Here is a 25593-nt window from a genome sequence, read left to right on the forward strand (position 1 = left end):
GTGGGTTTGAGAGGGAGGAGTTGAAACGAAAAAAGGGCGGCCCCGGGTATCCAAGGCCGCCCTGTTCAAAGGATCGATCAGACTTTGCCGAAGATCGTCTGTCTGGTGGAGCGGAGATCGTCACAAGCGGTTTTCATCCGCTCGCAGAGGCCCAGTTCGCCTTTCTTGAGGTAGGCGCGTGGGTCGTAGGCCTTCTTGTTGCCGACTTCGCCATCAATCTTGAGCACGCCTTCGATGTTTTCGCAGATGTGGGTCACGATTGGACGGGTGAAGGCGTATTGAGTGTCGGTGTCGATGTTCATCTTCACCACACCGTAGTCGAGGGTTTCGCGGATTTCCGAAAGGTCGGAGCCGGAACCTCCGTGGAACACGAGGTCCATTTCTGCCGCTTCGCCGTGCTTGTCGGTCACGGCTTTTTGGCCATCGCGCAAGATGGTTGGCTTCAGTTTGACAGCGCCTGGCTTGTAAGCTCCGTGAACGTTGCCGAAGGTGGCAGCGAAAAGGAAGCGGCCGATTGGTTGAAGCGCTTCGTAAACTTCCACCATGTCGGCAGGAGTGGTGTAGAGCTTTTCGATAGGGAGGCCGGATGTGTCGTGACCGTCTTCTTCACCGCCGACGCAGCCGGCTTCGACTTCCAGAATGATGCCGAGCTCGGCGCACTCTTTGAGAAGTTCTTTGGAGATGGTGAGGTTTTCTTTCAGGTCGATGACCGATCCATCAAACATGTGGGATTGGAAAAGCGGGCCTTTTCCTTCGGCGATCCGCTTGCGGGATGCTTCGAGAAGTGGCTTGAGGAATCCCTCGACCTTCTCCGGATGGCAGTGGTCGGTGTGGAGGGCGATGAGGACATCGTGTTTTTCAGCCAAAAGGTGGCAGGCTTCGGCGAGGACGATCGCACCGAAGGCGGCGTCTTTCACTGAGGTGCCGGAAGCGAACTCCCCGCCGCCGGTGGAAATCTGGATGATTCCGTCCGACTTTGCCTCGGAAAACGCGCGAAGCGCACCATTGATGGTGGTGAGCGACGTGACGTTGATGGCTGGATAAGCGTAGCCACCTTTTTGGGCGGCGTCCAACATGGCGCAATATTGTTCGGGAGTGGCGATTGGCATAGCGATGCTTCCGTAAACAAGCATCGAACGCCAGACAAGCCGGAATGCGCACTTGTGGACAAATCCTGGCGTCCGGGTGACGCTTGTGGCTTGCAAGAGCACGGCAATCTGGATTGGCTCCATGTCATCCGATGACACAGTCCGAACCAATCGTTTGTAAGCCCACTCCCTGGTTTCTGCTTCGTGCCGTGGCCATGTTCCTGATGTTTGCCGTGTTTGCGTTCATGTTCTACCGCGATGGTTCGGTGGGATATCGGCAGGAAAACGAGGTGTTTTATCTCAATCAGGCCTTCCAAAAAGCGAACAAGGATTTTTCCCGCATGAATTCCAGCGGCACGCTCACCGCTGACGAATGGAAGCAATACGCGGCCGCCCAAACGGTGATTTTTCCGGAAAATCCAGCGGAACTGCCCAGCGGAATGAAGCTGCCGATGCCGTGGCCCGAGATTTTACAAAACTACGAAAAAGTGAAGCCACTGCAGTGGAACTCGCTCTGGATCGAATACACCGGCAAGCGCGGTTGGGACAGCACGGTGGCGGAAGAGCCGCACACGTTGCAGAAAATCAATGAGCAATGGACTGTTTTTTGGATTTGTCTCGCTCTGGCTCTGGTCGCCTTGTTTTTCCTGATCCGCACTCTTGGCCGCTCGATTTCTGTCGACGATTCCGGGGTGTCGCCAGCTTCCGGCCGCAAGGTGGCATTTGCTGATCTGAAAGTCCTGGATCTTCGGAAATGGGAGACCAAAGGCCTCGGATTTATCGATTACGATGGGGCATCGGGGAAAGGACGCATTCGAATCGACGGCTTGACCTACGGCGGATTTAAAAAGGAACAGGGAGAACCAGCGGAAAAATTGATGCAATTCATCCGCTCGCGATTTTCCGGTGAGATCATTGAATATACAGCTGTTGCGGACGAGGAAACCGCAGATTCTGAAGAGAAAACCGCCTGAATCATCAATTTCTGCGTGGATTTCAGACTATCGGCGCTTTTTCGAGGTTGCCAAGTCCGCCAGCCACGCGATAACCAACCGCAACGCCAACCAATTAACCATAGCAGCCCATGTCTGACAAAAGCATCGAAGACCGCGTCAAGGATATCATCGTCGATCAACTCGGCGTCAGTGCCGACCAAGTAACCCCGGAAGCAAAATTCGTCGAAGACCTCGGAGCCGACTCGCTCGACACCGTTGAACTCGTGATGGCATTTGAAGAAGAATTCGACATCGAGGTTCCTGATGAAGAAGCTGAAAAGCTTCAAGCCGTCGGTGACGTCGTGACCTACATCAACAGCCAGCAAGGCTAATTTCCGGTAGGCGTAAGTTTTCAAAAGGGCGGGCTCCATTCAGGTGTCCGTCCTTTTCTTTGCAATAGCCAGCTTCCCGCCGGATACTGAAAGCTCATGCATTCACCAGACGATATCCAATATGCCCTTGAGATGACCAAGGTCCTGCGCGAGCCGGATCGCCGCATCCAGACTTTTGGGGAGACTCGATTTGAATTCCAGCTCATCAGCGAGCTGATGGATCGCACCGGGGAAGTCCGGATCCGGACTGGCGAGGTTGAGGCGATGAAGCCACGAATCCTCCGCCCCGAGCCATATCGGGAAATCGAGCTGGATGGATTCGACGAGTCCGCACGGGATCGCCTTGAGAAGTTGGTGGATAAACTCCGCGCGGAAGGGAAGAATTTGGCCTTTTTGCAGTATGGCTTCCAATTCCGGCGCGGCCAGGTCAGCGAGGAAATCGTCCATGATTCGATCGATGCCGTCCGTGAACGCGTTCTCGAGGATATTCGCCGCACGGGAAATCCCTCGCTCGCGGTGATCGAGGGCGTGGATGATGCCTGGGAGGTTTCGATTTTGAAGTTCTCGTTCGAGATGATCCTCAGATCTCACGATATCAATGCCTTCGATTTTAAACGACGCGGTTTGCTGTGAAGAGGATGCTCCGTGAATTGAACCAAAGAGATAGGTTTACGGGGCGCTGGAATTATTCAATGTTCACCGCATTCGCATGAGGTTCAGTTTCTTCATCAAATTAGTCGCATTCCTTGCGGTGCTTGGTGTGATGGTGGTCACCGGAATGTTGGTCTATCACGTGATGATCAAGCCCTTGCCGATGATGTCCAAATGGGTTCCAAACCCGACGGAAATCATTGGTGGCCAGAAAGACGCGGATTTTGCCAGCATGCTCGATTCCGCCGAGCTTCCGGATATTGATCCGGGTGAGAAAGCCTTTCAAAAGGCGCATAGTCTGTTGGCGATGGGCCACCTTGAGGAAGCCCGCGAAAAGCTCAATACCATCATCAATGTTTTTCCAACTTCTTCAGCTGCCCCGACGGCACGCCGCATCGTCGGCGATATGAATTTGGATGAAGTTCTCTCAACCGCCCACATGGAAGGGAAGGAAACTTATGTGGTGAAACGGGGAGATTCCTACAATCTGATCGCGAATAAAAACCAAACTTCGCTGGAGATGATTGTCTACCTCAATGGCTTGCTGGAACTTGGCAGCCTGCAACCGGGAGATGAGCTGATCATCATGCCACTCAATTTCCGACTCATGATCGAACCCGAACGGAAGGCAATTTCCTTATGGGACGGTGGCAAATTTCTGCGCGACTACCTGATTCTCGACTATGTTATTCCCGGCAAATTGGCTTCCAAAAAGTGCAAAATTACCTCCGAAGCTGGCTATGTCGACGGTCGTGCCGTCCGGCAGGAGTCCGACAAATACCGTGGTTCGGAGAAAATGATCCAGATCGATAAAGATACGATCCAAATCCGCCCATTTCACGAAACCACCGAAATCCGTCCCCGCGGCATTTACATCAGTCCAACCGATCTCGAAGAACTCACCTTGCTCACCCGACCGGGAAATGAGGTGGAAATCCGTCATTCAACCCGCTAATTTCCCTCCCGCCACCATGCAGCTCCTTGAATTTGAAAAGCCCGCCGCGGAACTTGAACGCGAATTGGAAAAACTTCGCGCCAAATCCGGCTCCCAGAATATCGACATGTCGGAGGAAATCTCCATCATGGAAGGCAAGCTGGCGGCAACCCGTGCCGCGATTTACAAAAACCTAACTCCTTGGCAGCGAGTCCAGATCGCCCGCCATACGAGCCGCCCATTCATGCTCGACTACGTATCACTCGCCTTCACGGAGTTTTTCGAACTCCATGGCGATCGCCACATCGGCGATGACCATTCCATGCCCGGCGGATTTGCAAGAATCGGCGACCAGAGGGTGGTGGTGACCGGCCATCAGAAAGGCCGCGATACCAAGGAAAACCTGCTGCGCAACTTCGGCAGCGCCCACCCGGAAGGATATCGCAAGGCACTGCGGTTGATGAAAATCGCGGAAAAATTCGGCCTGCCGATCGTGACGATGATCGACACGCCTGGAGCATTCCCGGGGATCGGCGCGGAAGAGCGCAACATTGCCGAAGCCATTGCCTACAATCTCCGTGAGATGATGCTGCTGAAAGTGCCGGTCATTGCCATCGTCCTAGGCGAAGGTGGTTCGGGCGGAGCACTTGGAATCGGTGTCGCGGATCGCGTTCTGATGATGGAAAACGCTTACTATTCGGTGATTAGCCCGGAAGGTTGTGCAGCCATTCTTTGGAAACATCGCAAGCACGCTCCTGAAGCCGCCGAGGCGATGAAATTGGTCGCACCGGATTTAATGGAGCTGGGATTGATCGATGGAGTGATCCCGGAGCCGACAGGTGGTGCGCATCATGACCACATCACGACTGCGGAGTCGTTCAAGAAAGTGATTCTTGGGCAGCTGGAAGAACTCAAGGCGCTATCCGTGGAGCAATTGCTGGATCAGCGTTATGAGAAGTTCCGCAAGTTCGGGGAATGGGAAGGGAAGTGATGCTTTCGCGCCGATGATTGAAGGAGTCATTGTCCTGATCGGCGTTTCCGGCAGCGGAAAATCTACGATCGCCAGTGCTCTGGTGGAGAAAACCGGAGCCAAGTTCGTGGACGGGGATTTTCTCCATCCACGGGCCAATGTGCTCAAAATGGCGGCAGGCCATCCTTTGAACGATGAAGACCGAGCACCTTGGCTGGATCGACTGAACGATGCGATTTTTGCGATGAACCGCTTGGGTGGTGCGTCGGTTGTGGTCTGTTCCGCGCTCAAAAAGGCTTATCGGGATCGATTGCGAAATGGAAACCCGGGGCTGCGATTTGTTTATTTGAAGGGAGATAAGGATCTGATTCTCGAGCGGATGCAGGCGAGGAAAGGGCACTTTTTCAAGCCGCACCTGCTGGATTCCCAATTTGCCGCGCTGGAAGAACCCGGTGAGGACGAGACGGATGTGGTGACGGTTTCGACCGACCGTTCGGCCGAATCGGTCACTGAGCAGATTATCCAGAAATTGGGTCGGGGAACTGACTGAAAAGACTCTCCGGGGAAGTGCCATTTTCCCGGAAATGCTCGACAGCCATCGACTCATTTCGCTTGGCCAGGCGGACACCGTTTTCATCGAGAATCAACGGATGATGCAGGTAGACTGGTTCAGGAAATCCGAGCAGGGCCTGCAACAGGCGATGCACATGGGTCGACTCGAACAAATCTTCCCCGCGAGTGACGTGGGTGATTTTTTGAAAGGCATCGTCGACCACAACCGCGAGGTGGTAGGCCGTGCCAATGTCTTTGCGGGCCAAGACCACATCGCCCAAACGCTGCGGATTAACCGGATGCTCGCCTAAGCGAAGATCAGTGAATTTTAAATGCGGTGCAAACTCAGAAGCCGCTGCAGCATCGAGCCGCCAGCAATGAGGCACACCAGCGGCGATCTTGGCGTCGCGTTCGTCTGCAGTGAGAGTCCGGCATGTTCCGGGATAAAGCGGCCCATCCGGACCGTGCGGCGCGGAGAGGATGGATTGGGTGCCTGCGAGGATTTCGCGTCGAGTGCAGAAACAAGGATAGACGGTGCCTAGATTTCTTAATTTCTCCAAGGCTGAGGCGTAAGCATCGAGTCGATCCGATTGCCGTAGCGGCGGCTCATCCCAGCTGAGGTCCAGCCAGTGCAGGTCGGATTCGATACCGCCGTAAAATTCCTCGCGGACGCGGGTGGTGTCGATGTCTTCATGGCGCAGCAGAAATTGTCCTGAGTGTTTTCGGGCAAGATCATGAGCGACAAAGGCGGCATAGGCGTGGCCGAGATGCAATTTACCCGTTGGGCTGGGAGCGAATCGGGTGCGAATGGTCACGCTGGAAATTCCCGCGCTGGCCACTCGTCATCAAGAGCAAAGCGGCCATCCGGGGATTGGAATCTGAATTCCTTCACAATCTCCTTGAGCAACGAAATCAGACAAGTCAGGTTATCAGGAGTCTCAATCCGAGAAAATTATGGTTAGTCCCACGTCTGAACCCATGCACGCGGCCTACGATTCCAAAATTGAAGGAAACGTCATTTTTACCCGTGTGGACGCCGCGATCAACTGGATGCGGAAAAACTCACTGTGGCCGATGCCGATGGGCCTGGCCTGTTGTGCGATCGAGCTGATGGCGACGGCATCCAGCCGGTTCGATATTTCGCGGTTTGGGATGGAAGTGATGCGTTTTTCTCCGCGGCAGAGCGATGTGATGATCGTCGCTGGAACGGTCACCTACAAGATGGCACTCGCTGTCAAACGGGTGTGGGATCAAATGCCAGAGCCCAAATGGTGCATCGCGATGGGGGCCTGTGCTTCGAGTGGTGGCATGTATCGTAGCTACGCCGTTTTGCAGGGAATCGATCAATTGATCCCGGTGGATGTGTATGTTTCCGGCTGCCCACCCCGGCCAGAGGCATTGATCGAAGGGTTGATGAAGCTGCAAACCAAGATCGAGGGGGAATCTTCAACTTGGGATCAGAAACATGCCGCGGAGTGAGCGGAGACACGAATTTAGCAGATCATGAGTGTTGCAGAAGATGTCCAGAAACTCCGCGAAACCGTAGGGGATAAACTCAAAGGAGTGACGGAATTCCGGGGAGAGACCACCATCGTGGTGGATTTGGAATCGTTGCACCCGGTGTTGGAAAAATGCCGCCAAGACCTGGGGTTTGAGATGCTTTTGGACGTTTCCAGCGTTGACCATTTCGGTGATCATCCACGGTTCGAGGTGGTTTATGAATTGGCGACCTGTGACGATGCCAAACATCTGCGGGTGAAAGCTGCCGTTGCTGAGGATGAGGAAGTCCCGACGGTTGTGGATCTCTGGCAAGCGGCGGATTGGCACGAGCGCGAAGTTTGGGACATGATGGGCATTCCATTTTCTGGTCGCGAGAGCACCAAGCGGATCTTGATGTGGGAAGGTTACCCTTATTTTCCATTAAGGAAGGATTTCCCCCTGGCCGGTCGCCCAACCGAAATGCCGGACGTGGCGTTTACGGGTGTCGCGCCTCTGGAAGGCGGTCCCTTCGTAACAAGCGCTGGTGGTGAAGACACCGTTCGCCGCGAACCGAGAGCACATGTCATCGAGTGATTGACTGCGGGCATCGGCTATGAGAAACAAAGGCAGATTTACTTCACGCGGGACTTTTCGATTTTATGGGCACTTTTTTCTTAAATGGTGCTGAAAAGTTCCGGGAGATCCGGAAATCCTGGGCAGTGGCCGTGGTGGTCATCGCAATGATCGGACTCCACTTGTTTTTGGAAAGCCAGGGAGGCGCAATCACCGAGAGCGGTGAGATTTCCCCCTGGGTCATCCGATTTGGCTTATCCGGGGAACAAGTCCTGCATGGGAAAATCTGGCAACTGGTGACTTATGCCTGGTTCCATGGGAATTTGCTCCATCTGGGGCTCAACATGATGTGTTTGATCATGTTGGGGTCGAGGGTGGAGCAAATGCTGGGGACTCGCGTTTTCCTTGTGACCTTGTTTGCCGGTATTTTAGGCGGAGGGATCGGGCATCTCCCCATGAGTCTGGCTGGCGATCAAGCTCCCGTCCTGATTGGGATGTCGGGAGGATGCGTCGGACTATTGCTTTTGCTGACAACCTTGTCCCCAGAGTCCAGAATGTGGCCCTTGCCGGTGTCCGGGAAGGCGCTCGGAATGGGATTGGTGATCGGGGAATTGATATTGACCCTGGTGGACCGCAGATTGGAGATCCCGGGGTTCGAAAAAATAGGCACCTGGTTCAGTGTTCATGGTTTGGATACTTTGTTCCAAGTGGGACATTCGTGTCATCTGGGAGGTGCACTCGCCGGATGGATAGTGGGGCGTTGGTTGCTCCGGCCCAGGGTTTCGCTAGCAAGCCTCCGCCGCCAAAGAGAACGGCGGGAGGCTAAATATGGCAACGGACCGCAGCCTACGCCTGAAGCGGGCAAATCAGCTCCGTGATCTCCGTTCAGGCTGATTTTTATCAGACGATCTCCGAGTTTCCCGGGTTTCCGAGCGTTGAGGCGCGGCGCGTCGGGATTGGCTTGGATTCGAGTAGGTCGATCTGGATTCTACCTGGCGTTGCGGTTGTTGGGGTGTTGGACGAATTTGTTGCCGTGGGCTGTAGTCCCGGGTACTTACCGGAGAATTATAGCTGCTGTGGCTGGAATTTCTCGAATCCCGGGAGCTTTGAGTTTGAGGGCGAGGGGAATTTTGAGGTCGGGCCTGCTGGGTGCTCCGCGTATTGTTGTAGCTCGGCTGATTGCGGCTCGGCTGATTGCGGCTCGGCTGATTGCGGCTCGGCTGATTGCGGCTCGGCTGTTGTTGCGGAGGCCGGTTTGGGCTACTGCTTCTTCCGTTAGGCTGGGAGCCGCGTTGTGGCTGTTGCATGTGGACCTGATTCGACCAGGAATAATTTGAATTCCGGTAGAGCGTTTCCCGATTGCGGTAGTTGCTGAGAACCCGGTTATTAATGCGGCTCGGTGGAGGGCAATAGCGTCCTGGCTGCCATCCATGTGGCCGTGGCACACCTACAATCATGGGGGGGCGATAACCTACTGGATAATATCCATAAAGATAGGGGTCATAATAGCGGTGGCTGACATAGTCGTAATAGCTATTGCAGTAGGGGTCATAACCCCAGCGTGCGTTACCCGTACTGACGAATACTGAGGTGGAAAATGAGCTGCCCCCATAGCCGTATCCGTCGCCATAACCGTAAGAGACGCTTCCGGCGGTGTAGTACGGATCATAGACGCAGGAAGTCATCAGGAGTCCGCCAATAGCGGCGGCGATCAAAAAGCCGAATGGTTTCATCATGTCGATAAGACTACTCCGTGACGCAACGTATTCGACTGGTTTTTCACGAAAGTTTTGAATCCGGGGAGCGCTGGGTTGACAGGAGGCGAGAGGTTCGGGTTTCCTCTGGCATCCCAACATCATGAGCGAAACCATTCTTGTTACCGGCGGAGCCGGCTATATCGGCTCGCATACTGTGCGAATGCTCGCATCCCAAGGTCGAAAAATCGTCGTCTTGGACAATCTGGTATACGGTCACGAGTTGGCAATCATTGATCCTCAGGTAGAACTGGTGGTTGGTGAGGTGGGGGATGCGGAACTGGTCCGCGAGCTTTTCAAAAAGCATTCGTTTGACGCGGTTGTCCATTTTGCAGCTTACACCTATGTCGGGGAATCCGTTACGGATCCGCTGAAATACTACCAAAACAACACAGCCGCACCGATCGTTCTGTTGCAGGTGATGCAGGAGTTTGGTTGTAAAAGTTTTGTATTTTCTTCAACGTGTGCAACTTACGGTGTGCCTGAGGTGGTGCCGATTACCGAGGCGAATCCCCAAAATCCGATCAATCCTTATGGTCGGAGCAAATTGATGGTGGAATGGATTTTGCAAGACTGCGGGCATGCCTGGGGCTTGAGATATGCCTGCTTGCGCTACTTCAACGCGAGTGGCTGTTCGCCGGACGGGCGGATCGGCGAAGATCACAATCCTGAAACTCATTTGATCCCGCGGGTGATGATGGCGGTGACAGGTGAAATCGAAAAAGTGGAAGTCTTTGGGACTGACTATGATACCCCGGATGGAACTTGCATCCGCGATTACATCCATGTGGAGGATCTGGCTGATGCGCACGGCCGCGCGCTGGATCACCTGATGAAAGGCGGAAATCCGGTGAAGTGCAACCTCGGCACGGGTGTGGGGGTTTCCGTCAAAGAAATTATCGCCGCTGTCGAGGAAGTGACCGGAAAAACCGTGCCAGTTACGTTCGGCCCTCGGCGCCCAGGTGATCCTGGCATGCTGGTAGCCGATCCTACTCACGCCAAGGAAGTTCTCGGTTGGGTCGCCCAACGAAAGGATATCCGCGACATGGTCCGTTCAGCCTGGGCGTGGATGACGAGCGAGCGGCAAGGCCGCTATCCCGAAAATACGCGCGGAAGGTAATTGCGATGTATTGACATTGTTGCTTGCGATCGATCGCAGAATACGCAACCTTTTTCCTAAACAAAATCCCAACTGATGTCCTTGTATCAACCTAACCCCCGACCCAAGTCGCGGTCTCGAGGTTTCTCCCTGGTGGAGTTGCTGACGGTGATCGCCATTATTTCCATCCTCATGACCATGGGGGCCATTGGTATTGGTAATCTGGCTGCCGGAAAGGGCGTCAGCAGTGCCGTTGCCAGTGCCCAGGGGATCTTCGATCAAGCTCGCGCAACCGCTGTCAGCAGAAACACGGATGTTCGCGTGCTGATCAGCGCGGGTGATCCATCGGATACCGTGAACTATCTTCGCCGCATTTTGATCGCCTACCATCCGTTGGATGATGAAGGCCGCATGACCGATCTTTGGAAAATCGACGGTCGGGGCGTTTTGCTTCCTGAACAAACCTACTTCAGCCAGGATTTTAGCCGTCAAAAGAATGAGGTTGATGGCGAAACGATGGAAAAAATGGAACTCGGCCCGGACGATACAACTGCGAATTACCGTGGCGTTTATTACTACTATCAGATCAATAAAGAGGGGATTTGTTCAACCCCGGGAGCGTCTTTCGTGATTGGCTCAGGAGCGCGTCCTCCGAAAGCAGAAAAACCTCGCGTCACCAGTTCTGGCAAAATGGATTTCGGTGGATTTGTCATTTGGAGAAATTCTCGGACTTCAGAATTTCGCAGCCCAGCGCAAATGAACCTCCCTGAAAAAGTCAAAGAATTCTGAATCTATGAAATCTGGAAAGAATTTGAAAAAAGGTGGCTTCACCTTGCTTGAGACGGTTATTGCCATCGGGGTATTGGCAGTCCTGCTTACAGGTTTCATGGCTGTCTTCGGCCCTGCTGCCAACAGTATCAAGCGCTCCATCAATGCCCAGGAAGCGGACCGGTTGGCGACTTCCGTGGAACGCGAATTGGTCACGCTCCATAAGAACGAAAGCACAACCACCATTAAAAGCGGCTTCGACAAAGCATTCACTTGGTTGGATGAGTGCGATGATTACCGCACCGCTATCTTCGTTTATCAGTATCGTGCCAACCCGGACAGCATCCGATCCGATGAGACTTTACAGCCGGTCAAATCCGCCAAGGGACAACCAGGTAAAGACTACATCGTTCTTCCAATGGTGCGCCGTTTGGATGATCCGGAATTCTTCAACGATCTGCCTGCGATTGAGGGTACTTTGTTTTTGGTAAAATGCACCCAGCTAACCTTTGACGAGCAAGATCGTTTGGTAGCTGATCCAAACAAGACTAATGGCAAGATTCTCGATCCACGCAATGACACCGCAGTTTCGGTGCCGGATCGCTATCCGGATTCAGTGATTGCCTTCGCCGCTGAATTCCACGCGATGCCAACCACAACGGTTGCATACTTCAAAGGGGACGGATTCAAAAGGCGGTTTGAGACCGCGAAAAATCCGGTTTTCGTCCGCAACCTCGCCGTACGCCGCTAACCCAATCCAGGCACCCAGAGTATGACAATTTCCAAAAAATCCCTAATGGGCCCGGTGAAAAAAGGGTTTACCCTCATCGAGCTGATGGTTGCGATGGTGATTACCACCATCATCGTATCGGTTCTCGTCTCCATTACTTCCATCGCACTTGATACCTGGACTCGCAGTCGATCTCAGGTCAGTGCAGCCAGACAGGCGAAGGCCATGGTCGATACGATGGCGTCTGACTTCCAGGCGATGGTTAGTCGCAGCGGCAACAATTTCGAGTGGTTGTGGGCGAAATACTCAACCGACGATCTCGGAACCGAGACCCTGCAAAGTCCAAACGCATCTGATCTGGTCTTTTTCACCGCTCCTACCGATCGCTACAATGGCGATGTTTCAAGTATTAATGCACTTGGAGATGTCGCTTGTGTTGCCTATCAACTGAAATATCAGGACCCCATTCTCGGGGATGTGAGCTCGCTTTCCGATAAGGATGTGAAGTCTTTCCCGAGTTTTGTGCTCTACCGCTCAATCGTTGATCCCGACAATACCTATCGCGATCTGTTAGGTTCCGAGGATCTGGAGAATTCCTTCAAGCGATACATGGACGGTCGTTCTTCTCCTGAAAACTTCGTTTGCGAGAACGTGTACCAATACACGATCACCTTCCAAGTCGAAGTTAACGTGCGTGAGGCAGATGGAACGATCCGATCGCAGGTTGGACGGGTGACACTCGGTCAAAACTCGAATGGATATCGCGAAGTGAAACTTTTCGGCAACGACATCGTGATCAATGGCGGTTCCGCTTCGGGGCTTAACAGTCGTACCTCACGAAGCAGATCTTTGAGCACTCCGACAAGTTTACGTCGATCCACGGGCAAAACTCGGTTGAGCTCAGGTGATCTGAACGGCAAGGGGCGTGCTATTGGTGCTCGTGGGAGTGGCTCAAGCAATCAGGAACTGACTTTGTCGAATCTCCGCAAGGGCCGCATCGCAGCGGTCGAGATTTCCCTGACGGTGTTGACGAATTACGCCACCGACCAAATGCGCACTCGTAAGTTCAAGAGTGACGCTGACAAGGCGGACTTCATCGCAAAGAACTCCTACGAGTATTCGAAAGTTGTCGAATTGCCGAAGCGATAATCGCTTAGGCTGAATGAAGCGGAAGCTGCACGGTGAATTCCGTGCCTTCCGCGATTTTGCTGAATACGGTGATTTCTCCGTGGTGGTTTTCCACTATGGCTTTTGCAATGGCCAAACCTAGCCCCGAGTGGCCGGTTGTTTGCCCGCGAGCGGGATCTACCCGATAAAAGCGATCGAACACACGTGGCAAATGTTGCTCGGGAATGCCGTCCCCCTTGTCCGCCACGGTTAGGAATGCATTCAGCTCATCTTTCCAGACCCGGATGATGACTTGGCCTCCATTTTTTTGATGGACGATGGCATTCGAAACCAGATTGTTCACCAGGATGGAAAGACCGCGGGTATCGCCATCGATCAGGACTGGCTCCAAATAGGTCTGAATGGTGGTGTCTTTGGTTTCCGCCAAGGGCTGTAAAAGCCGCAGGGAGTCTTGAACGATTTCTGAGAGGTCCAGTGGTTCGTGAAATGAAAACTCATGTTCGCCATCCTGGCGGGCCAACATGAGGAGGGACTCCACCAGTGAGCGCATCCGGGTTCCTGCATCATGGCAGGTGGATAGGATCTCGCGATAGGCCTCTGCATCGCGATCTCGTTTCAGCCCGCGAGAGGTCTCGGAGAGAATCACGGTGAGGGGATTGCGCAGTTCATGGGAAGCGTCTGCGGTGAATTGGCGTTGGCGCTCGATGGCGTTTTCCAGACGGTCAAAGGTTTCGTTCAAGACATGGCTGAGCCGACCGAGTTCGTTATCGGTGTCTTCAATATCAATCCGTTCAGAAACCTTGCCGCCCGCAATGCGCGAGGCGGTTTTACTGATGGCGCTGATGGGCTGAATGGCACGTCCAGCCAGCCACCAGCCACCGAGCAGTCCAATGATCCAAAGGGAGGTTCCGCTGATGCCAATTTGGAGGGCGAGTCGTCTCAAGGCGGTCATGTCTGAGCTGATGTCTCGCCCGACAAGTCGTTGTGCCCCTTGTGGACCACCGCGAATCAATTCTCTGCGCCCGTCGAAATACCGCCCGCCACGTGCATCGCGATCCTCATTTTTCGTGGGATACGCGATGTTGTGCGGAGCGTTGGCGGATCGAAACAATTCGCGACCTTCTCCATCCCAGAACACGAGATAAATGCCGTCCGATGCGGATTGATCGAACAACCCTCTCATGTGGAGCGGGAAGCTCGATGGGTCATTCCGCAAACTCGTAAACTGCTTCTGGATTTCCTCTGAAGTTGGCGGTGAAGAATTTTTACCCGAATCTCCCATTCGCTCGAAGACATGGCGGATGAAGGAGCGCTCGAACGTTTCCAATTCGTGATCGATCCGCTCATGGCGATCGAGCGCTGCGAGTCGCCAGGCGAGCAGACACAAGGCGGTGATGACTCCCGCTAGAATCAGTGCATGCCAGAGTTGGAGGCGCCAGCGGAGTGAACTCGGATCGAACAAGGAGCGTTTGATATCCGGTGCGGGGTTCATTTCCCTGGCGTAGAGTTTCATGATTCGGAGTCGGGATTTGCGGCAATCAGGTAGCCGTGGCCGCGGCGGGTTTGAATGAATTCGTGGCCGATTTTTTTCCGGATGTTCGAGACGTGAACATCGAGGAGATTGGAGAGCGTGTCATCGTCATCGCTGAACAGGTGCTCGTAGAGCTCAGTTCGCGAGACAACGGTGCCTTGGCGGTGTGCCAGATATTCGACCAACGCATACTCCCGTGGTGTGAGCAGAACCGGCATGTCCCTGAGCGAGACTTCACGAGCCGCGGTATCGATCGAGATTTCTCCGATCCTTAGCACGCTGGTGGTTCGGCCGAGGCTGCGCCGGATCAATGCCCGGATGCGGGCAAGAAGTTCTTCGCCATCAAAGGGTTTGGTGAGATAATCGTCTGCTCCGGCATCCAAGCCGCGGACGCGGTCTGGAATGGTATCCCGCGCCGTGAGCATGAGCACGGGAGTGTGTTTGATTTGCCGCAGCTGGCGGAGAATATCCCAACCATCGAGAATGGGAAGCATGCCATCGAGGACGATGCAATCGTAGTCAGAGACCGTTGATTTGTAGAGTCCGCTTTCCCCATCGGCAGCGGTATCCACGGCATAGTTTTCTTCCCTTAGCATGGCAGCGAGGCTGCGCAGGAGAAGGGGGTCATCCTCGATGATCAGGATTCTCATACTTCAAGAATTGGCCGGATTATTCGTGGCGGAGCGCATCGATCGGATCGAGTGCCGCAGCCCGCCGTGCCGGCATGAAGCCGAAGAAAATTCCGATGCCTGCAGAGAATACAAACGCGTAGAGGTTGATCGTCGGATCAAACGTGAATGGCACGCTGATCACTTTCGAAAGAATCACGCACATGGTGTAGGCGAGCGTGATGCCGCTGAGTCCGCCGACGCATGACAGGGTGACAGCTTCCACCAGGAACTGCAGCAAGACCTCACGCGCCCGGGCGCCGATGGCGAGACGAATGCCGATTTCGCGAGTCCGTTCGGTCACGGAAACGAGCATGATGTTCATGATGCCGATACCGCCGACCAGTAGACTTACCCCCGCAACCGCCGCGAGCAGGGTGGTCATCACCTGGGTGCTGGAGCTGACGGCGTCGGCAATCTGGCGGGTGTCGAACACGCTGAAGTTATCGCTCATGCCTTTCCGGATGTGGCGTCTTTCCTGCATCAAGGCGGTGATGTCTGAAACCAGGACCGCGCTTGGATAGCCGTCCTTGCCGGAAATCATCACTTGGTTGACGTTTTGCTTTGAAACCAGACCAACCAAGCGGCGTTGCAGCGTGGAAATCGGCATCACCACGGTATCGTCCTGATCGTTTCCGAAGCCGGTCTGCCCTTTCGAGTTGAGCAGTCCGATCACGACGACGGAGGTGTTTTTCAGGCGGATTTTCGATCCAATCGGGTCAGCAGATCCGAACAGCTCCTTGCGGACTGTTTCGCCGATGACTGCGACAGCGGCACCGGTTTTGATTTCCTCATCATCAAAATAACGACCTTCCTTCAGGCTCCAGTTGCCAATTTCGAAGTATTCCTGGGTAGTCCCGGTAACGTTGCCGGTTCGTGCCTCTTGCAGGTAAATGGTCGATACCGAGGTGCTGACAACGGGGGCAACCGCCTGGATGCCGGCGACTTGTTCATCAATGGCTTCGGCATCTGATTCCGTGAAAAGTGGAACCCCGGCGGATGGTCCGCGTGGGCCAAAGCCTTGACCCGGGCGAAGAACCAGAAGGTTGCTGCCCAGACTGGAAATCTGCTCCTTGACGCTGGCGGTAGCACCACGGCCCAGAGTGACCATGGTGATCACCGCAGCCACGCCGATCACCACTCCGAGAACCGTGAGGAAAGCGCGTGTGAGATTCCGCCGGATTTCCCGGATGGCGATGAGAAATGCATTGAGTAACATGAGAATGTGGGTGGCGGGAGGTTAATGCTGACCTTTAAGCGGCCTGGACTGGTTGATGCGGTCGAATTCGATCAACCCATCTCGCACGCTCACCGTGCGTTTGGCATAAGCAGCGACTTCGTCCTCGTGGGTCACCATGAGCACGGTGATGCCACGTTCTTCATTGAGCCGACACAGGAGTTCCATGACTTCGGTGGTGGTTTTGGAATCGAGGTTACCGGTAGGCTCGTCGGCAAAGAGCGTGTCGGGATTCGTCACGATCGCGCGGGCAATCGCAACCCGTTGCTGTTGTCCGCCGGAAAGTTCGGCAGGGGTGTTTCTTTCTTTATCCGGCAGACCGACGCTGGCCAGAGCATTGCGGGCCATTTCATGACGCTGCTTTCTGGAGTAGCCGCGATAAAGCAAGGGCAGCTCAACATTCTCCAACGCGGAAGTCCGTGCGAGAAGGTTGAAGCCTTGGAAAATGAATCCAAGTGCATGCCGACGCAGCAGCGACCGCTGATCGGTATCGAGTTTTTCCACCTCGATTCCTTCAAATTGATAACTTCCCGAAGTGGGCGTATCCAGGCATCCGAGCAGGTTCATCAGCGTGGATTTTCCAGAGCCGGACGGACCCATTACCGCGACGAATTCGCCACGATGAATTGTCAGGTCAATGCCGCGCAGGGCTTGGAAGCTGGCATCACCAACCCCGTAGGTTTTGGTGAGGTCATGCAACTCGATGAGAGTTTCTTGGCTCATGATATCAGCTTGGTAAGCGTGGAGTGAATGCCGGAGTTGGCGGATTGATCAATTGCCTGAGGTCGGGTTCACGCTGGTGATGATCGGCAGACCGTCCTTGAGTTCAGGTCCGCTGGCTTCAGTAAATTTGCCGTCGGTGATGCCGGTGGTGACATTGATTTTTTCAGGTCTGCCATTCTTGAGAATCCAGACGTGTGGAGTTGGTTTTTTCTCGTCTCCACCAGCTCCCTCTTTCGATGACTGTCCGCCACCTCCACGACGGCGAGGTGGTCCGGGCATGAGGGATTGCATGAAGGATTTTTTCGGTTCGGTGGCGTTGCTGGCTGCGGCGACGCGTGCTGGATCGAAGCGCAGGGCGGCGTTGGGAATCAGAAACACATCCTTGGCGCTGGAGACGGCGATGTCAGCGGTTGCGGTCATGCCGGGGCGGAGACTCATGTCATCGTTGGTGACTTCAAGTTCGGTGTCATAGGTAACGACGTTTTCCGTGACGGTGGAGCCGTAGGAGACTTTTTTGATTTTGGCGGTGAAGTTCCGGTTCGGCCAGGCATCGACCGTGAAGGTGGCGGTTTGGCCCTTTTGAACCTTGCCGATGTCCGCTTCCGCAACGGTGACGACGAGGTCCATTTTCCGCAGATCTTCAGCGATGGTGAAAAGCTCGGGAGCGTTCAGGGATGCAGCCACGGTTTGGCCGACTTCGAGCGAGCGGGTCAGAATGATGCCATTTACCGGTGAGGTGATGACGGTTTTGCCGAGATCGCGCTCGGTGGTCTTCAAGTTCGCCTCAGCGATGGCGATGGAAGCTTTCGCGGATTCCAAATCGGCTGATGCCCGGGAGACAGCGGCTTTCGCGGTTTGCATGTCCGCTTTTGAAGGACTTTGACCATTACTCAGGCGGTGCAGTTCTTCGTAGCGAGCTAGGGTTGCTTCGTTTTCCTCCAGAGTCGCCTGGGTCTGCTTCAGATTCGCCTGCGCGGAAAGGAGCGATGCGCGATTACTTTCCACGTTTTGGGCGAATTTAACCGTGTCCAACTTGGCAAGTGGCTGGTCCTTTTTCACTTCGTCGTTGGAGTCGGCGTAGATTTCCACACAAGTTCCCGACAACTCACTGCCGACGGTGATTTCGTTGGTCGGACTGAGGTTTCCGGTCGCGGTGATGGTGAGGGAAATGTCGCCACGTTTCAGTTCCTGCGTTTGGAAATGCGGGCGGTTGTTTTCCTGGGTCTTACGATCCTGGAACCAAAGGAATAATCCTGCGGCAACAACGACGATAACGATCCCGATGAGCCATTTTTTCCATGGCTTGGTGCGGTTCGAATGGATGGTTTTAGCGAGTTCTGAGGCCATGTTCTGAGGGGTGAAAATTGTAAAATGAACGGAGATTAGTTCGACCAGCCGCCGCCGAGAGCGACGTAGAGATCGATAAAGGCAGCGGAGCGGCTGGCGCGGAGGGAAATCAGGGATTGCTCCAGAGAGAGCAAAGTCCGTTGGGTATCGAGCACGGTGAGCAGGTCAACCACACCTGCCTGATAGCGCTGGCGTGCGAGTTCATCGGCCTTGCGTGCGGCCTCGGTTGCTTTTTCCGTGGAGGAAAGTTGCTCGGTCGTCCGGCGGCAGGCAATCAGCGCGTCTTCGGTTTCCGAAAGCGCTGTCAGCACGGTGGAATAGTAGGTTTGCAGCGCCTGCTCTTGTGCTTCGCTTTGGTTGGCAATGTTGGCGCGGATTTTTCCGGCATCAAAAATGGGGCCCGTGAGTCCGGCGATGAGGTTGGTCGTGGTGGTTTCCGGATCGAAGATCTTCGAGGCGGAAAGCGAGTTCGTGCCAAGGCTACCGCTGAGCGTGAGGGTCGGATAGCGATCGGCTTGTGCGGCGCGGGTATTGGCCGCTGCAGCGAGCCACTGGTAGCCAGCCAATCGAAGATCAGGGCGTTGGCGCAAGGTGTCCGCTGGAATGCCGATGGCCAAACTGCTCGGTGGGCTTGGAATTTGATCACTGCCACTATCAAGCAACTGATCCAGTCCACCAGGGGCGAGGCCGCAGAGTTTGGCGAGCAAGTTGCGGGTTTGCTCCGCCGTTTGCTCGTAGGAGGGAATGGAGGAACGGGCTTGTTCCAAGGAAGTCAGCGATTGATTGGTGTCCAGTGAGTCGGTTTCGCCCGCCTGGCGTTTCCAGTCGGTAAGATTGTAGGTTTCCTCACGGGTTTTGATCGTGCTGCGGGTCAGGGCCAGCTGAGCTTCGGTCGAGCGCAGGGTGAGGTAGGCATTGGCGACCTGTGAGGCGAGCGAAGCCTGGACGGAATGGAAATTTTCTTCCGCGGCGCCGACATTGGCGGCGGCTGCCTGAGTGGAGTTCCGGTTTCTGCCGAATAAGTCGACTTCCCATGAAGCGTTGAGCCCGGCGGAGTAGGATTCGCTGGTGTCGGCATGGTTTCCATCGATGTAAGTGGAGCTGGAGCTTGCGGAAGCACTGCCACTGAGAGACGGGAAAAGGCTGGAGCGGGCGGAGACCAAGCTGGCTTTCGATGCCCGGATATTCGACGAAGCGATCGCCATGTCAGGGTTGCTCTTCAGCGCTTTGGAAATGAGCTGGTTCAGCACCGGATCGTTGAAGCGCCCCCACCAGCGGGAGAGGTCTTTACTGACCGACGCGGTTGGAAAGCCTGCGGCATTTTTCCATTCCTGAGGCAACGGATGGTCCGGCAGCGATTGCTGAGTGAGTGCGCAACCACCGAGGGTGAGCGCGGCGGGGATGAGGAAAAAGCGAACAGGTTTCATGTGAAAGCGGTGCCAACATAGCGGCGCGAACCTTTAGAAAGCGTGAAGTCGGTGAAAATTTCTGAAATTTTTCAAATGTTCGTTTCGAAACGCCTGATCAGCGGGGGAAATTGCGCCCATCAGCGGTCCTGGCTTGGCGGCAGAAAATGCCGCCCTATGGTGGCGGCATGTCGAAATATGCAGGTGAGGAAGTGTTGGTGGTGCCAAGAAGTTTGCTGGATCAACTGGGAGCTTTCGAAGGTATCCGCGGCGATGGGGTAGAGGCGGCGCTGGAGGTTTTGCTGGACCCGGAGAAACACTTTTTCATGGATCGCGCTGCGGCTGAAGATGATCCAAGCCACAAGCAATTGATCGCTTATTGCATTTTCCGCTGTGGCGATCGGGTCCTGCATTACACCCGTGGCAAAGCCGGCGGAGAAAACCGGCTGCATGCGAAAATCTCGGTCGGCGTCGGTGGTCACATCAATCCCGTGGACACAGGGGATGGAAAAGTCGGCCGGGATGCCTACTTCGCCGCTGTCGCTCGCGAAATCGAGGAGGAGCTGGAACTGCCGGCGAAATACGAATCCAAAATCGTCGCACTCCTGAATGATGAGTCGAATCCTGTCGGCCAGGTGCACTTGGGCATTGTCCACGTCATCGAACTCGATTCCGAATCGGTTTCCTCACGCGAAGACGCGCTGCTGGACCTTGGTTTCAGTTCTCTGGAAGAACTTGCCGGGGAAAAATTCGAGCGATTGGAAACCTGGTCGCAACACTGTGTCCGATATTTGGTCGGTCGATGAGATTTAGGGCGGATTCTCTCAGGCAAGTAAGAGAATCTCCTAATTTGCGGATTTTGATGTCGAGATTTCTCCCGATGCGATTCAGTATGTAACGTGCTTAGCAACTAACGTTTGCTCCAAAAATCCCATGGCAGCTTCTTCCCATCCCGATCGCCCGACGATTCTGATCGTTACCCCGGAAATCACCTACCTGCCGCCCGGGATGGGGAACATGGCGCAGCGGATGTCGGCGAAAGCTGGTGGGCTTGCTGATGTGTCAGCGTCGCTGGTTTCCGCGCTGTTCTCGCTCGGTGCGGACGTTCATGTGGCGATGCCGAACTATCGGCGGATGTTCCAGGGAGACGTTTTCAGTTTTCATGAACGCGAGCTGCGCAGGTACCATGAAGTGCTGCCGGAAGCTCACATCCACTTGGCGGAGGATCGGATTTTCTACTACCGGGAGCAGGTTTACAGCAACCGGGCAGAGGAGGCGATGAAGATTGCGCTGATCTTCCAGCGTGAAGTCATCAATCACATTGTGCCACACGTCCGGCCGGACTTGATTCACTGCAACGACTGGATGACCGCGCTGATCCCCGGGATGGCTCGGCGTCGTGGGATCAAAAGCCTGTTCACGGTGCACAACATTCACACGCGTCAGGTCTCGCTCTCCGAAGTTGAGGAAACGGGGATCGACGCAGCAGAGTTCTGGATGAATCTGTATTTCGCAGGTGCGCCGGACAATTACGACAATGCAAGATCGCATCTACCGGTCGATCTTTTGACTTCCGGGATTTTTGCCGCGCACTTCATCAACACGGTGAGCCCGAGGTTCCTGTGGGAAATTGTCGAAGGATGGCATCCGATGGTTCCGCATTCGGTTCGGCAGGAGCTGCGCAACAAGTATTGGGCCAACTGCGCGACGGGAATTTTGAATGCTCCCGATGCATCCTATAACCCGAAGTTGGATGCAACCTTGGTGCAGAATTTCGACGACACTGATTTCACTGCAGGGAAGGCGGCGAATAAGGAAGCCTTGCAAGCCGAGCTCCATCTCAAGGTCTCCGCATCGGCACCGATGGTGTTTTGGCCGTCACGGCTGGACCCGATGCAGAAAGGTCCGCAATTGCTCACCGAAATTCTCTATCAACTGGTGTCGGATTACTGGGAGCGCGATCTGCAAGTCGTGGTGGTGGCGAATGGCCCGTATGAACGCTGGATCAAGAAAATCATCCATGACTTCAACTTGTTCGAGCGGGTGGCGATCGTCGATTTCGATGAGCGATTGTCACGCCGGGCCTACGCGGCATCGGATTTCATGATCATGCCGTCGCAGTTCGAGCCATGCGGATTGCCGCAAATGACGGCACCGATTTACGGTTCACTTCCGATCGTCCACGCCACCGGCGGACTCTATGATACGGTGCGGCATCTGGATGTTGATGAATCCACCGGGAATGGCTTCCGTTTCGAAACCTACGACTCGAAAGGCTTCCGTTGGGCGATCGACCGGGCGATGGAATTTTACGCGCTTCCGGAAGAAATCCGTATCCGCGAAATCTCGCGAATCATGCGCCAGAGCCGCAACGAGTTCAGCCACGAAGAAGTGGCGCGGAACTACATTGCGATTTACGAGCAAATGCTCGCCCGGCCATTGGTCGAGAAAGAAGCTGGCGAGGAAATCAAAGAGATCGCCAAGGAGCTCGCTGCACAGCAGGCGGCTTTATGAGGCGCCGTTTGTTTTTTGCTGCCCGGCCAGGTTTTTCTGCCAAAGCGGCGACGCAGGAAAATCTTTCGGCCGTGAAATGATGATGCCGGCATGGGTCGATGATCCATTGACGTAATCCGTGATGGGTCGATCGATGATGGTCATGCGGCCTTTGTCGCGATCCGAGGTGGCGTGCATGAAATACGCACGGTCCTTGATCCGAATGATCATGCCAACGTGCGAAGTGTAGCCGTATTTATCGTGGCTGGTGATCGCGCAGATGTCTCCGTTTTGGAGGTATTTTTCGCTGGCGCGGATTTTATCAGCAGGGATGTGATAGACCGGCAATTTGGAAACCTGCGCCTCAATTCGTCCCATGGGTTGGATGAGCGAAGGATTTGCCTTGAGATAGCGGTAGGATTTCCACGCCACGGTCATTTCGTGGATCTGGCGCTGCAACCTCACCGCGCCAGGAATCTGTGGCGTGATGTTGGTGGAAAATCCGCGCCGCTGGTTGTCGTAGAAAACTTCTTCGAGGTGATGCATGCGGCTTAGGTAATTGCCGGTGCAAACTCCGTTGCGGTAACGCTCCAGCTCGACCATGTGAAGCAGGTCATTTTCCGAATAGGGGCCGGGTTTGTAAGCAATCAACCGGGAGATCGCGAGGGAGTCTTCGTAAAACGTCCAGCAATCCATCGCATTCAAATTCACCACCGGTGACTCGATGTGGTCGTCGACTTCCAGCGTGTAGTTTTGATAGGGCGTGCCGATTAATTCGCGGGCAACCCGGGCCGTGCGTTCGCCGATCGGGAGTTTGCGCCAATTTTCCCGCGTGGCTTTTGCCATGATGGCCTGAAATTTGGATTCACCTTTGAACACAGTGGACAATGGCAAACGGACCGGGCTTGCCGGTGGAAGGGCTTGGCCAAAAGCCGGAATCGGAAGGATGGCGACGAAACCTGCGATCATCGCGGCACGCAATTTTCCACTCATGGGCCGAGTGTATCGCAATCCAACAGAATGGGAAGATCGTTCAGAGAAGTGCGGAAAACTTATTTCGAAGAATCCCGGCGAAATACTTCTTCAAAGACGAACCACTGGGACCAATGTTCGCGCACCACCTCCAACAAGGTCGTGGCCCAGATTTTGGTCGCCTCCGAATCATCGCCACGGCGCCGCGGTGGTAGCTCCAAGGGGCGGGAGATCTTCACTTGATATCTCCGCCAGCCGATCCGTGTGATGAACAAAGGGTAGCACGGTGCATGGGTGATGCGCGCAAGCACCAACGGCCCTTTTGGCAAGGTCATCTGCAATCCAGGTTCGACTTCGACTTCCATGGGAGAAACCTCGAACACGACGCGATCGCCTTGCACGGCGACGAGGTTTCCCTCGTTGAGGATTCTCGCCAATTCGATACCAAGCATGCTGCCCTCTTCGTTATACAGAGTCCGGAAAAACGGGTGATGCCGTTGCTTCTCGAGCATTTCCTTTTCACGGATCTTTTGCAATTCCGGCTCGCGTTCCGGCGACCGAACCGCAAACAACGGTTTGCCGAATCGCGTGGAGAACATGGGCGCGGCAATGTCGTAATTGCCCATGTGAGCGGTAAGCAGCATGCAGCCTTGTTGTTTTTTTGCGAGATCCTCGAACCACTTTTGTCCTTCGACGGACCAGTCCACACCCCCCGTTTCGGTTTCGCAGCGAAGCCCGTCCACGAACGTCACGGAAAAATTCCAGAACACGCGCCAGGCTCCCCAGATCGCTCGGGCTCTGGACCATTCCGGGAAAAGTGCCCGGAGATTGGTGGTTACGGCTCGCCGTTGTTTGCTGGCGATCACGAAGAAAATGGCGGTCCAACCGGCGACCAGTGGTGGTTCGAGAAACCACGGAACCAGATGCATCGCCCCGCGAGCTGCGCGCGTTGGCAAATCACCGAACACACCAAGTCGGCGGCTGAGTCTGGTTTTGTCGGATTCCGTCACGAACCCCCAGCAAATCCCGAGTGCACTTGCGCTGCAACGGTTTTTAGCAACCGGAGCATCATCGACAATTTGCTTGATGAATGAAGATTAAAACAATGTTCTTTTCGCGAATCAGAATTGAATCATGAAAAAATACGCGGCTGAAATGATCGGGACGATGTGGTTGGTGCTAGGCGGATGCGGCAGCGCCGTGCTCGCGGCTGGATTCCCAGGGGTTGGCATCGGTTGGGCAGGAGTCGCCCTGGCGTTTGGGTTAACGGTGATGACCATGGCTTATGCAATCGGTCACATCTCCGGCTGCCATTTGAATCCAGCGGTATCGATCGGGCTCTGGATGGCAAAGCGGTTTCCAGCCAAAGAGCTGGGTCCTTACATCCTTGCTCAAGTGGTCGGAGGCATCATCGGTGCGGGCATTTTGGATGTGATTGCCAGCGGTCATGCCGGATTTTCCCCATCCCAAGGATTCGCATCGAACGGATATGGCATTCATTCACCCGCTGGATTCTCTCTGCTGTCATGCTTTGTCACCGAAGTGACGATGACTGCCGTTTTTCTCATCATCATTCTGGGAGCGACTGATCCTCGCTCGCATCCAGGTTTGGCACCCGTGGCAATCGGCCTGGGTCTGACCTTGATTCACTTGATCAGTATTCCGGTAACCAATACTTCGGTGAATCCTGCGCGCAGCCTTGCCGTCGCCCTTTTTGCAGGTGGCGATTTTCTCTCCCAAGTCTGGCTGTTTTGGCTGGCACCGATCCTCGGCGCCGCAATTGGCGCAGTGGTTTATGGGCTGATCCAACGCTCCGAAAATGCGATCGCGCCAAAGGGTGAGTTTTAACCGTATGCGGCGCGGATGAACTTCGGCGGAATCACGCCGATGCGTTTCTAACAAAAAACGGGCCGGTGGTTTGATCCACCGGCCCGTCTCATCATTGCTTGTTTTTCTGAATCTTCGTTAGTCGCGGGTCACAGACAAGCGCCCGAACCACTTGCCGGACTGAGCTTCTTCAGTGGAGATGATAACGGTCACCGTTTCATATCCGGCTGATGGAGTATCAGAAGTTATTTCCACATTTCCGGAGGTGGCCGAGGGGATCTCGGTGTCGGTCCAGTTGATGAGGTCCGTGCTGGTTTGCAGGACCTGGGTGGTGGA

At 54.7% G+C, this 25593-nt stretch carries 28 protein-coding genes; 16 read left to right on the forward strand and 12 right to left on the reverse strand.

Annotated elements, in window-relative coordinates:
- Positions 1-77: 77 nt before the first annotated feature.
- Entirely contained in the window at positions 78-1109 is a 1032-nt protein-coding gene (gene fbaA, locus JIN85_RS15930; protein WP_200272618.1) for a class II fructose-bisphosphate aldolase, read from the reverse strand.
- A gap of 131 nt (positions 1110-1240) precedes the next feature.
- Between fbaA and JIN85_RS15935 the strand changes: the two genes are divergently transcribed.
- The 6 genes from JIN85_RS15935 to JIN85_RS15960 all read left to right on the forward strand — a co-directional run bounded on the left by JIN85_RS15935 (position 1241) and on the right by JIN85_RS15960 (position 5520).
- Positions 1241-2062: a hypothetical protein gene (locus tag JIN85_RS15935; protein WP_200272555.1), complete on the forward strand. Its 822-nt coding sequence runs from the start codon at positions 1241-1243 to the stop codon at positions 2060-2062.
- 110 nt (positions 2063-2172) lie between these two features.
- Positions 2173-2415, forward strand: coding sequence for an acyl carrier protein (acpP, locus tag JIN85_RS15940; RefSeq protein WP_200272557.1), 243 nt, complete (start codon positions 2173-2175; stop codon positions 2413-2415).
- A 96-nt stretch (positions 2416-2511) separates the two neighbouring features.
- Positions 2512-3048 carry a hypothetical protein gene (locus tag JIN85_RS15945; protein ID WP_200272559.1) on the forward strand — a complete coding sequence of 179 codons (537 nt, stop codon included), beginning with the start codon at positions 2512-2514 and terminating at the stop codon, positions 3046-3048.
- Between the two features lie 76 nt (positions 3049-3124).
- Complete coding sequence (locus JIN85_RS15950) at positions 3125-4021, forward strand: LysM peptidoglycan-binding domain-containing protein (RefSeq protein WP_200272561.1); 897 nt, start codon at positions 3125-3127, stop codon at positions 4019-4021.
- 16 nt (positions 4022-4037) lie between these two features.
- Positions 4038-4991 carry an acetyl-CoA carboxylase carboxyltransferase subunit alpha gene (locus JIN85_RS15955; protein ID WP_200272563.1) on the forward strand — a complete coding sequence of 318 codons (954 nt, stop codon included), beginning with the start codon at positions 4038-4040 and terminating at the stop codon, positions 4989-4991.
- A gap of 13 nt (positions 4992-5004) precedes the next feature.
- Positions 5005-5520 (forward strand): gluconokinase, encoded by a 516-nt coding sequence (locus tag JIN85_RS15960; protein ID WP_200272565.1) that lies wholly within the window; start codon positions 5005-5007, stop codon positions 5518-5520.
- On the opposite strand, the gene gluQRS is transcribed toward JIN85_RS15960, so the two are convergent.
- Positions 5489-6337 (reverse strand): tRNA glutamyl-Q(34) synthetase GluQRS, encoded by an 849-nt coding sequence (gene gluQRS / locus JIN85_RS15965; RefSeq protein WP_325109652.1) that lies wholly within the window; start codon positions 6335-6337, stop codon positions 5489-5491. The genes JIN85_RS15960 and gluQRS overlap by 32 nt on opposite strands.
- 163 nt (positions 6338-6500) lie before the next feature.
- Here gluQRS and nuoB point away from each other — a divergent pair, with 163 nt between their 5' ends.
- From nuoB to JIN85_RS15980, 3 genes are all read left to right on the forward strand, one after another.
- Positions 6501-7001, forward strand: a complete 501-nt coding sequence (nuoB, locus tag JIN85_RS15970; RefSeq protein ID WP_234047471.1) for an NADH-quinone oxidoreductase subunit NuoB — start codon at positions 6501-6503, stop codon at positions 6999-7001.
- A gap of 24 nt (positions 7002-7025) precedes the next feature.
- Positions 7026-7595: an NADH-quinone oxidoreductase subunit C gene (locus tag JIN85_RS15975; protein WP_200272569.1), complete on the forward strand. Its 570-nt coding sequence runs from the start codon at positions 7026-7028 to the stop codon at positions 7593-7595.
- 65 nt (positions 7596-7660) lie between these two features.
- The gene (locus tag JIN85_RS15980) at positions 7661-8452 is read left to right on the forward strand and encodes a rhomboid family intramembrane serine protease (protein ID WP_200272577.1); all 792 of its coding nucleotides are present in this window, start codon (positions 7661-7663) and stop codon (positions 8450-8452) included.
- Here the strand turns inward: JIN85_RS15980 and JIN85_RS15985 are convergent.
- Positions 8441-9310: a hypothetical protein gene (locus tag JIN85_RS15985; protein ID WP_200272579.1), complete on the reverse strand. Its 870-nt coding sequence runs from the start codon at positions 9308-9310 to the stop codon at positions 8441-8443. The two genes, JIN85_RS15980 and JIN85_RS15985, sit on opposite strands and share 12 nt — an antisense overlap.
- A gap of 121 nt (positions 9311-9431) precedes the next feature.
- On the opposite strand from JIN85_RS15985, the gene galE reads away from it, so the two are divergent.
- From galE to JIN85_RS16005, 4 genes are all read left to right on the forward strand, one after another.
- Positions 9432-10448 carry a UDP-glucose 4-epimerase GalE gene (gene galE / locus JIN85_RS15990; RefSeq protein ID WP_200272581.1) on the forward strand — a complete coding sequence of 339 codons (1017 nt, stop codon included), beginning with the start codon at positions 9432-9434 and terminating at the stop codon, positions 10446-10448.
- 75 nt (positions 10449-10523) lie between these two features.
- The gene (locus JIN85_RS15995; RefSeq protein ID WP_200272583.1) at positions 10524-11216 is read left to right on the forward strand and encodes a pilus assembly FimT family protein; all 693 of its coding nucleotides are present in this window, start codon (positions 10524-10526) and stop codon (positions 11214-11216) included.
- A 4-nt stretch (positions 11217-11220) separates the two neighbouring features.
- A complete protein-coding gene (locus JIN85_RS16000; RefSeq protein WP_200272585.1) occupies positions 11221-11946 on the forward strand; it encodes a type IV pilus modification PilV family protein in 726 nt (241 codons plus the stop codon).
- A gap of 21 nt (positions 11947-11967) precedes the next feature.
- The gene (locus tag JIN85_RS16005) at positions 11968-13074 is read left to right on the forward strand and encodes a PulJ/GspJ family protein (RefSeq protein ID WP_200272587.1); all 1107 of its coding nucleotides are present in this window, start codon (positions 11968-11970) and stop codon (positions 13072-13074) included.
- 4 nt (positions 13075-13078) lie between these two features.
- Here the strand turns inward: JIN85_RS16005 and JIN85_RS16010 are convergent, their stop codons facing one another.
- From JIN85_RS16010 to JIN85_RS16035, 6 genes are read right to left on the reverse strand one after another with little or no spacing between them, the layout of a single operon-like run.
- Positions 13079-14566, reverse strand: coding sequence for a sensor histidine kinase (locus JIN85_RS16010; protein WP_200272589.1), 1488 nt, complete (start codon positions 14564-14566; stop codon positions 13079-13081).
- Entirely contained in the window at positions 14563-15234 is a 672-nt protein-coding gene (locus JIN85_RS16015; protein WP_200272591.1) for a response regulator transcription factor, read from the reverse strand. The genes JIN85_RS16010 and JIN85_RS16015 overlap by 4 nt, the downstream gene beginning before the upstream one ends.
- A gap of 19 nt (positions 15235-15253) precedes the next feature.
- Positions 15254-16471, reverse strand: a complete 1218-nt coding sequence (locus JIN85_RS16020) for an ABC transporter permease (protein ID WP_200272593.1) — start codon at positions 16469-16471, stop codon at positions 15254-15256.
- Between the two features lie 21 nt (positions 16472-16492).
- Positions 16493-17212 carry an ABC transporter ATP-binding protein gene (locus JIN85_RS16025; protein ID WP_200272596.1) on the reverse strand — a complete coding sequence of 240 codons (720 nt, stop codon included), beginning with the start codon at positions 17210-17212 and terminating at the stop codon, positions 16493-16495.
- Positions 17213-17260: 48 nt separating this feature from the next.
- On the reverse strand, positions 17261-18559 hold the full coding sequence (locus JIN85_RS16030; RefSeq protein WP_200272598.1) for an efflux RND transporter periplasmic adaptor subunit: 1299 nt from the start codon (positions 18557-18559) through the stop codon (positions 17261-17263).
- A 35-nt stretch (positions 18560-18594) separates the two neighbouring features.
- Positions 18595-19986: an efflux transporter outer membrane subunit gene (locus JIN85_RS16035; RefSeq protein ID WP_200272600.1), complete on the reverse strand. Its 1392-nt coding sequence runs from the start codon at positions 19984-19986 to the stop codon at positions 18595-18597.
- Between the two features lie 167 nt (positions 19987-20153).
- Between JIN85_RS16035 and JIN85_RS16040 the strand changes: the two genes are divergently transcribed.
- Positions 20154-20771 (forward strand): hypothetical protein, encoded by a 618-nt coding sequence (locus tag JIN85_RS16040; protein ID WP_200272602.1) that lies wholly within the window; start codon positions 20154-20156, stop codon positions 20769-20771.
- Between the two features lie 127 nt (positions 20772-20898).
- Positions 20899-22479 carry a glycogen synthase gene (locus JIN85_RS16045; RefSeq protein WP_200272604.1) on the forward strand — a complete coding sequence of 527 codons (1581 nt, stop codon included), beginning with the start codon at positions 20899-20901 and terminating at the stop codon, positions 22477-22479.
- Here JIN85_RS16045 and JIN85_RS16050 read toward each other — a convergent pair.
- Complete coding sequence (locus tag JIN85_RS16050; protein WP_200272606.1) at positions 22474-23451, reverse strand: N-acetylmuramoyl-L-alanine amidase-like domain-containing protein; 978 nt, start codon at positions 23449-23451, stop codon at positions 22474-22476. The genes JIN85_RS16045 and JIN85_RS16050 overlap by 6 nt on opposite strands.
- A 59-nt stretch (positions 23452-23510) precedes the next feature.
- Positions 23511-24440, reverse strand: coding sequence for a lysophospholipid acyltransferase family protein (locus tag JIN85_RS16055; RefSeq protein ID WP_200272608.1), 930 nt, complete (start codon positions 24438-24440; stop codon positions 23511-23513).
- A gap of 124 nt (positions 24441-24564) precedes the next feature.
- Between JIN85_RS16055 and aqpZ the strand changes: the two genes are divergently transcribed.
- A complete protein-coding gene (gene aqpZ / locus JIN85_RS16060; protein WP_200272610.1) occupies positions 24565-25278 on the forward strand; it encodes an aquaporin Z in 714 nt (237 codons plus the stop codon).
- A 117-nt stretch (positions 25279-25395) separates the two neighbouring features.
- Here the strand turns inward: aqpZ and JIN85_RS16065 are convergent.
- The coding region (locus JIN85_RS16065; protein WP_200272612.1) for a hypothetical protein at positions 25396-25593 on the reverse strand (198 nt) is incomplete at its 5' end.

It is taken from the genome of Luteolibacter pohnpeiensis (assembly GCF_016595435.1).
In the GTDB taxonomy this organism is placed as follows: Bacteria; Verrucomicrobiota; Verrucomicrobiia; order Verrucomicrobiales; family Akkermansiaceae; genus Luteolibacter; species Luteolibacter pohnpeiensis.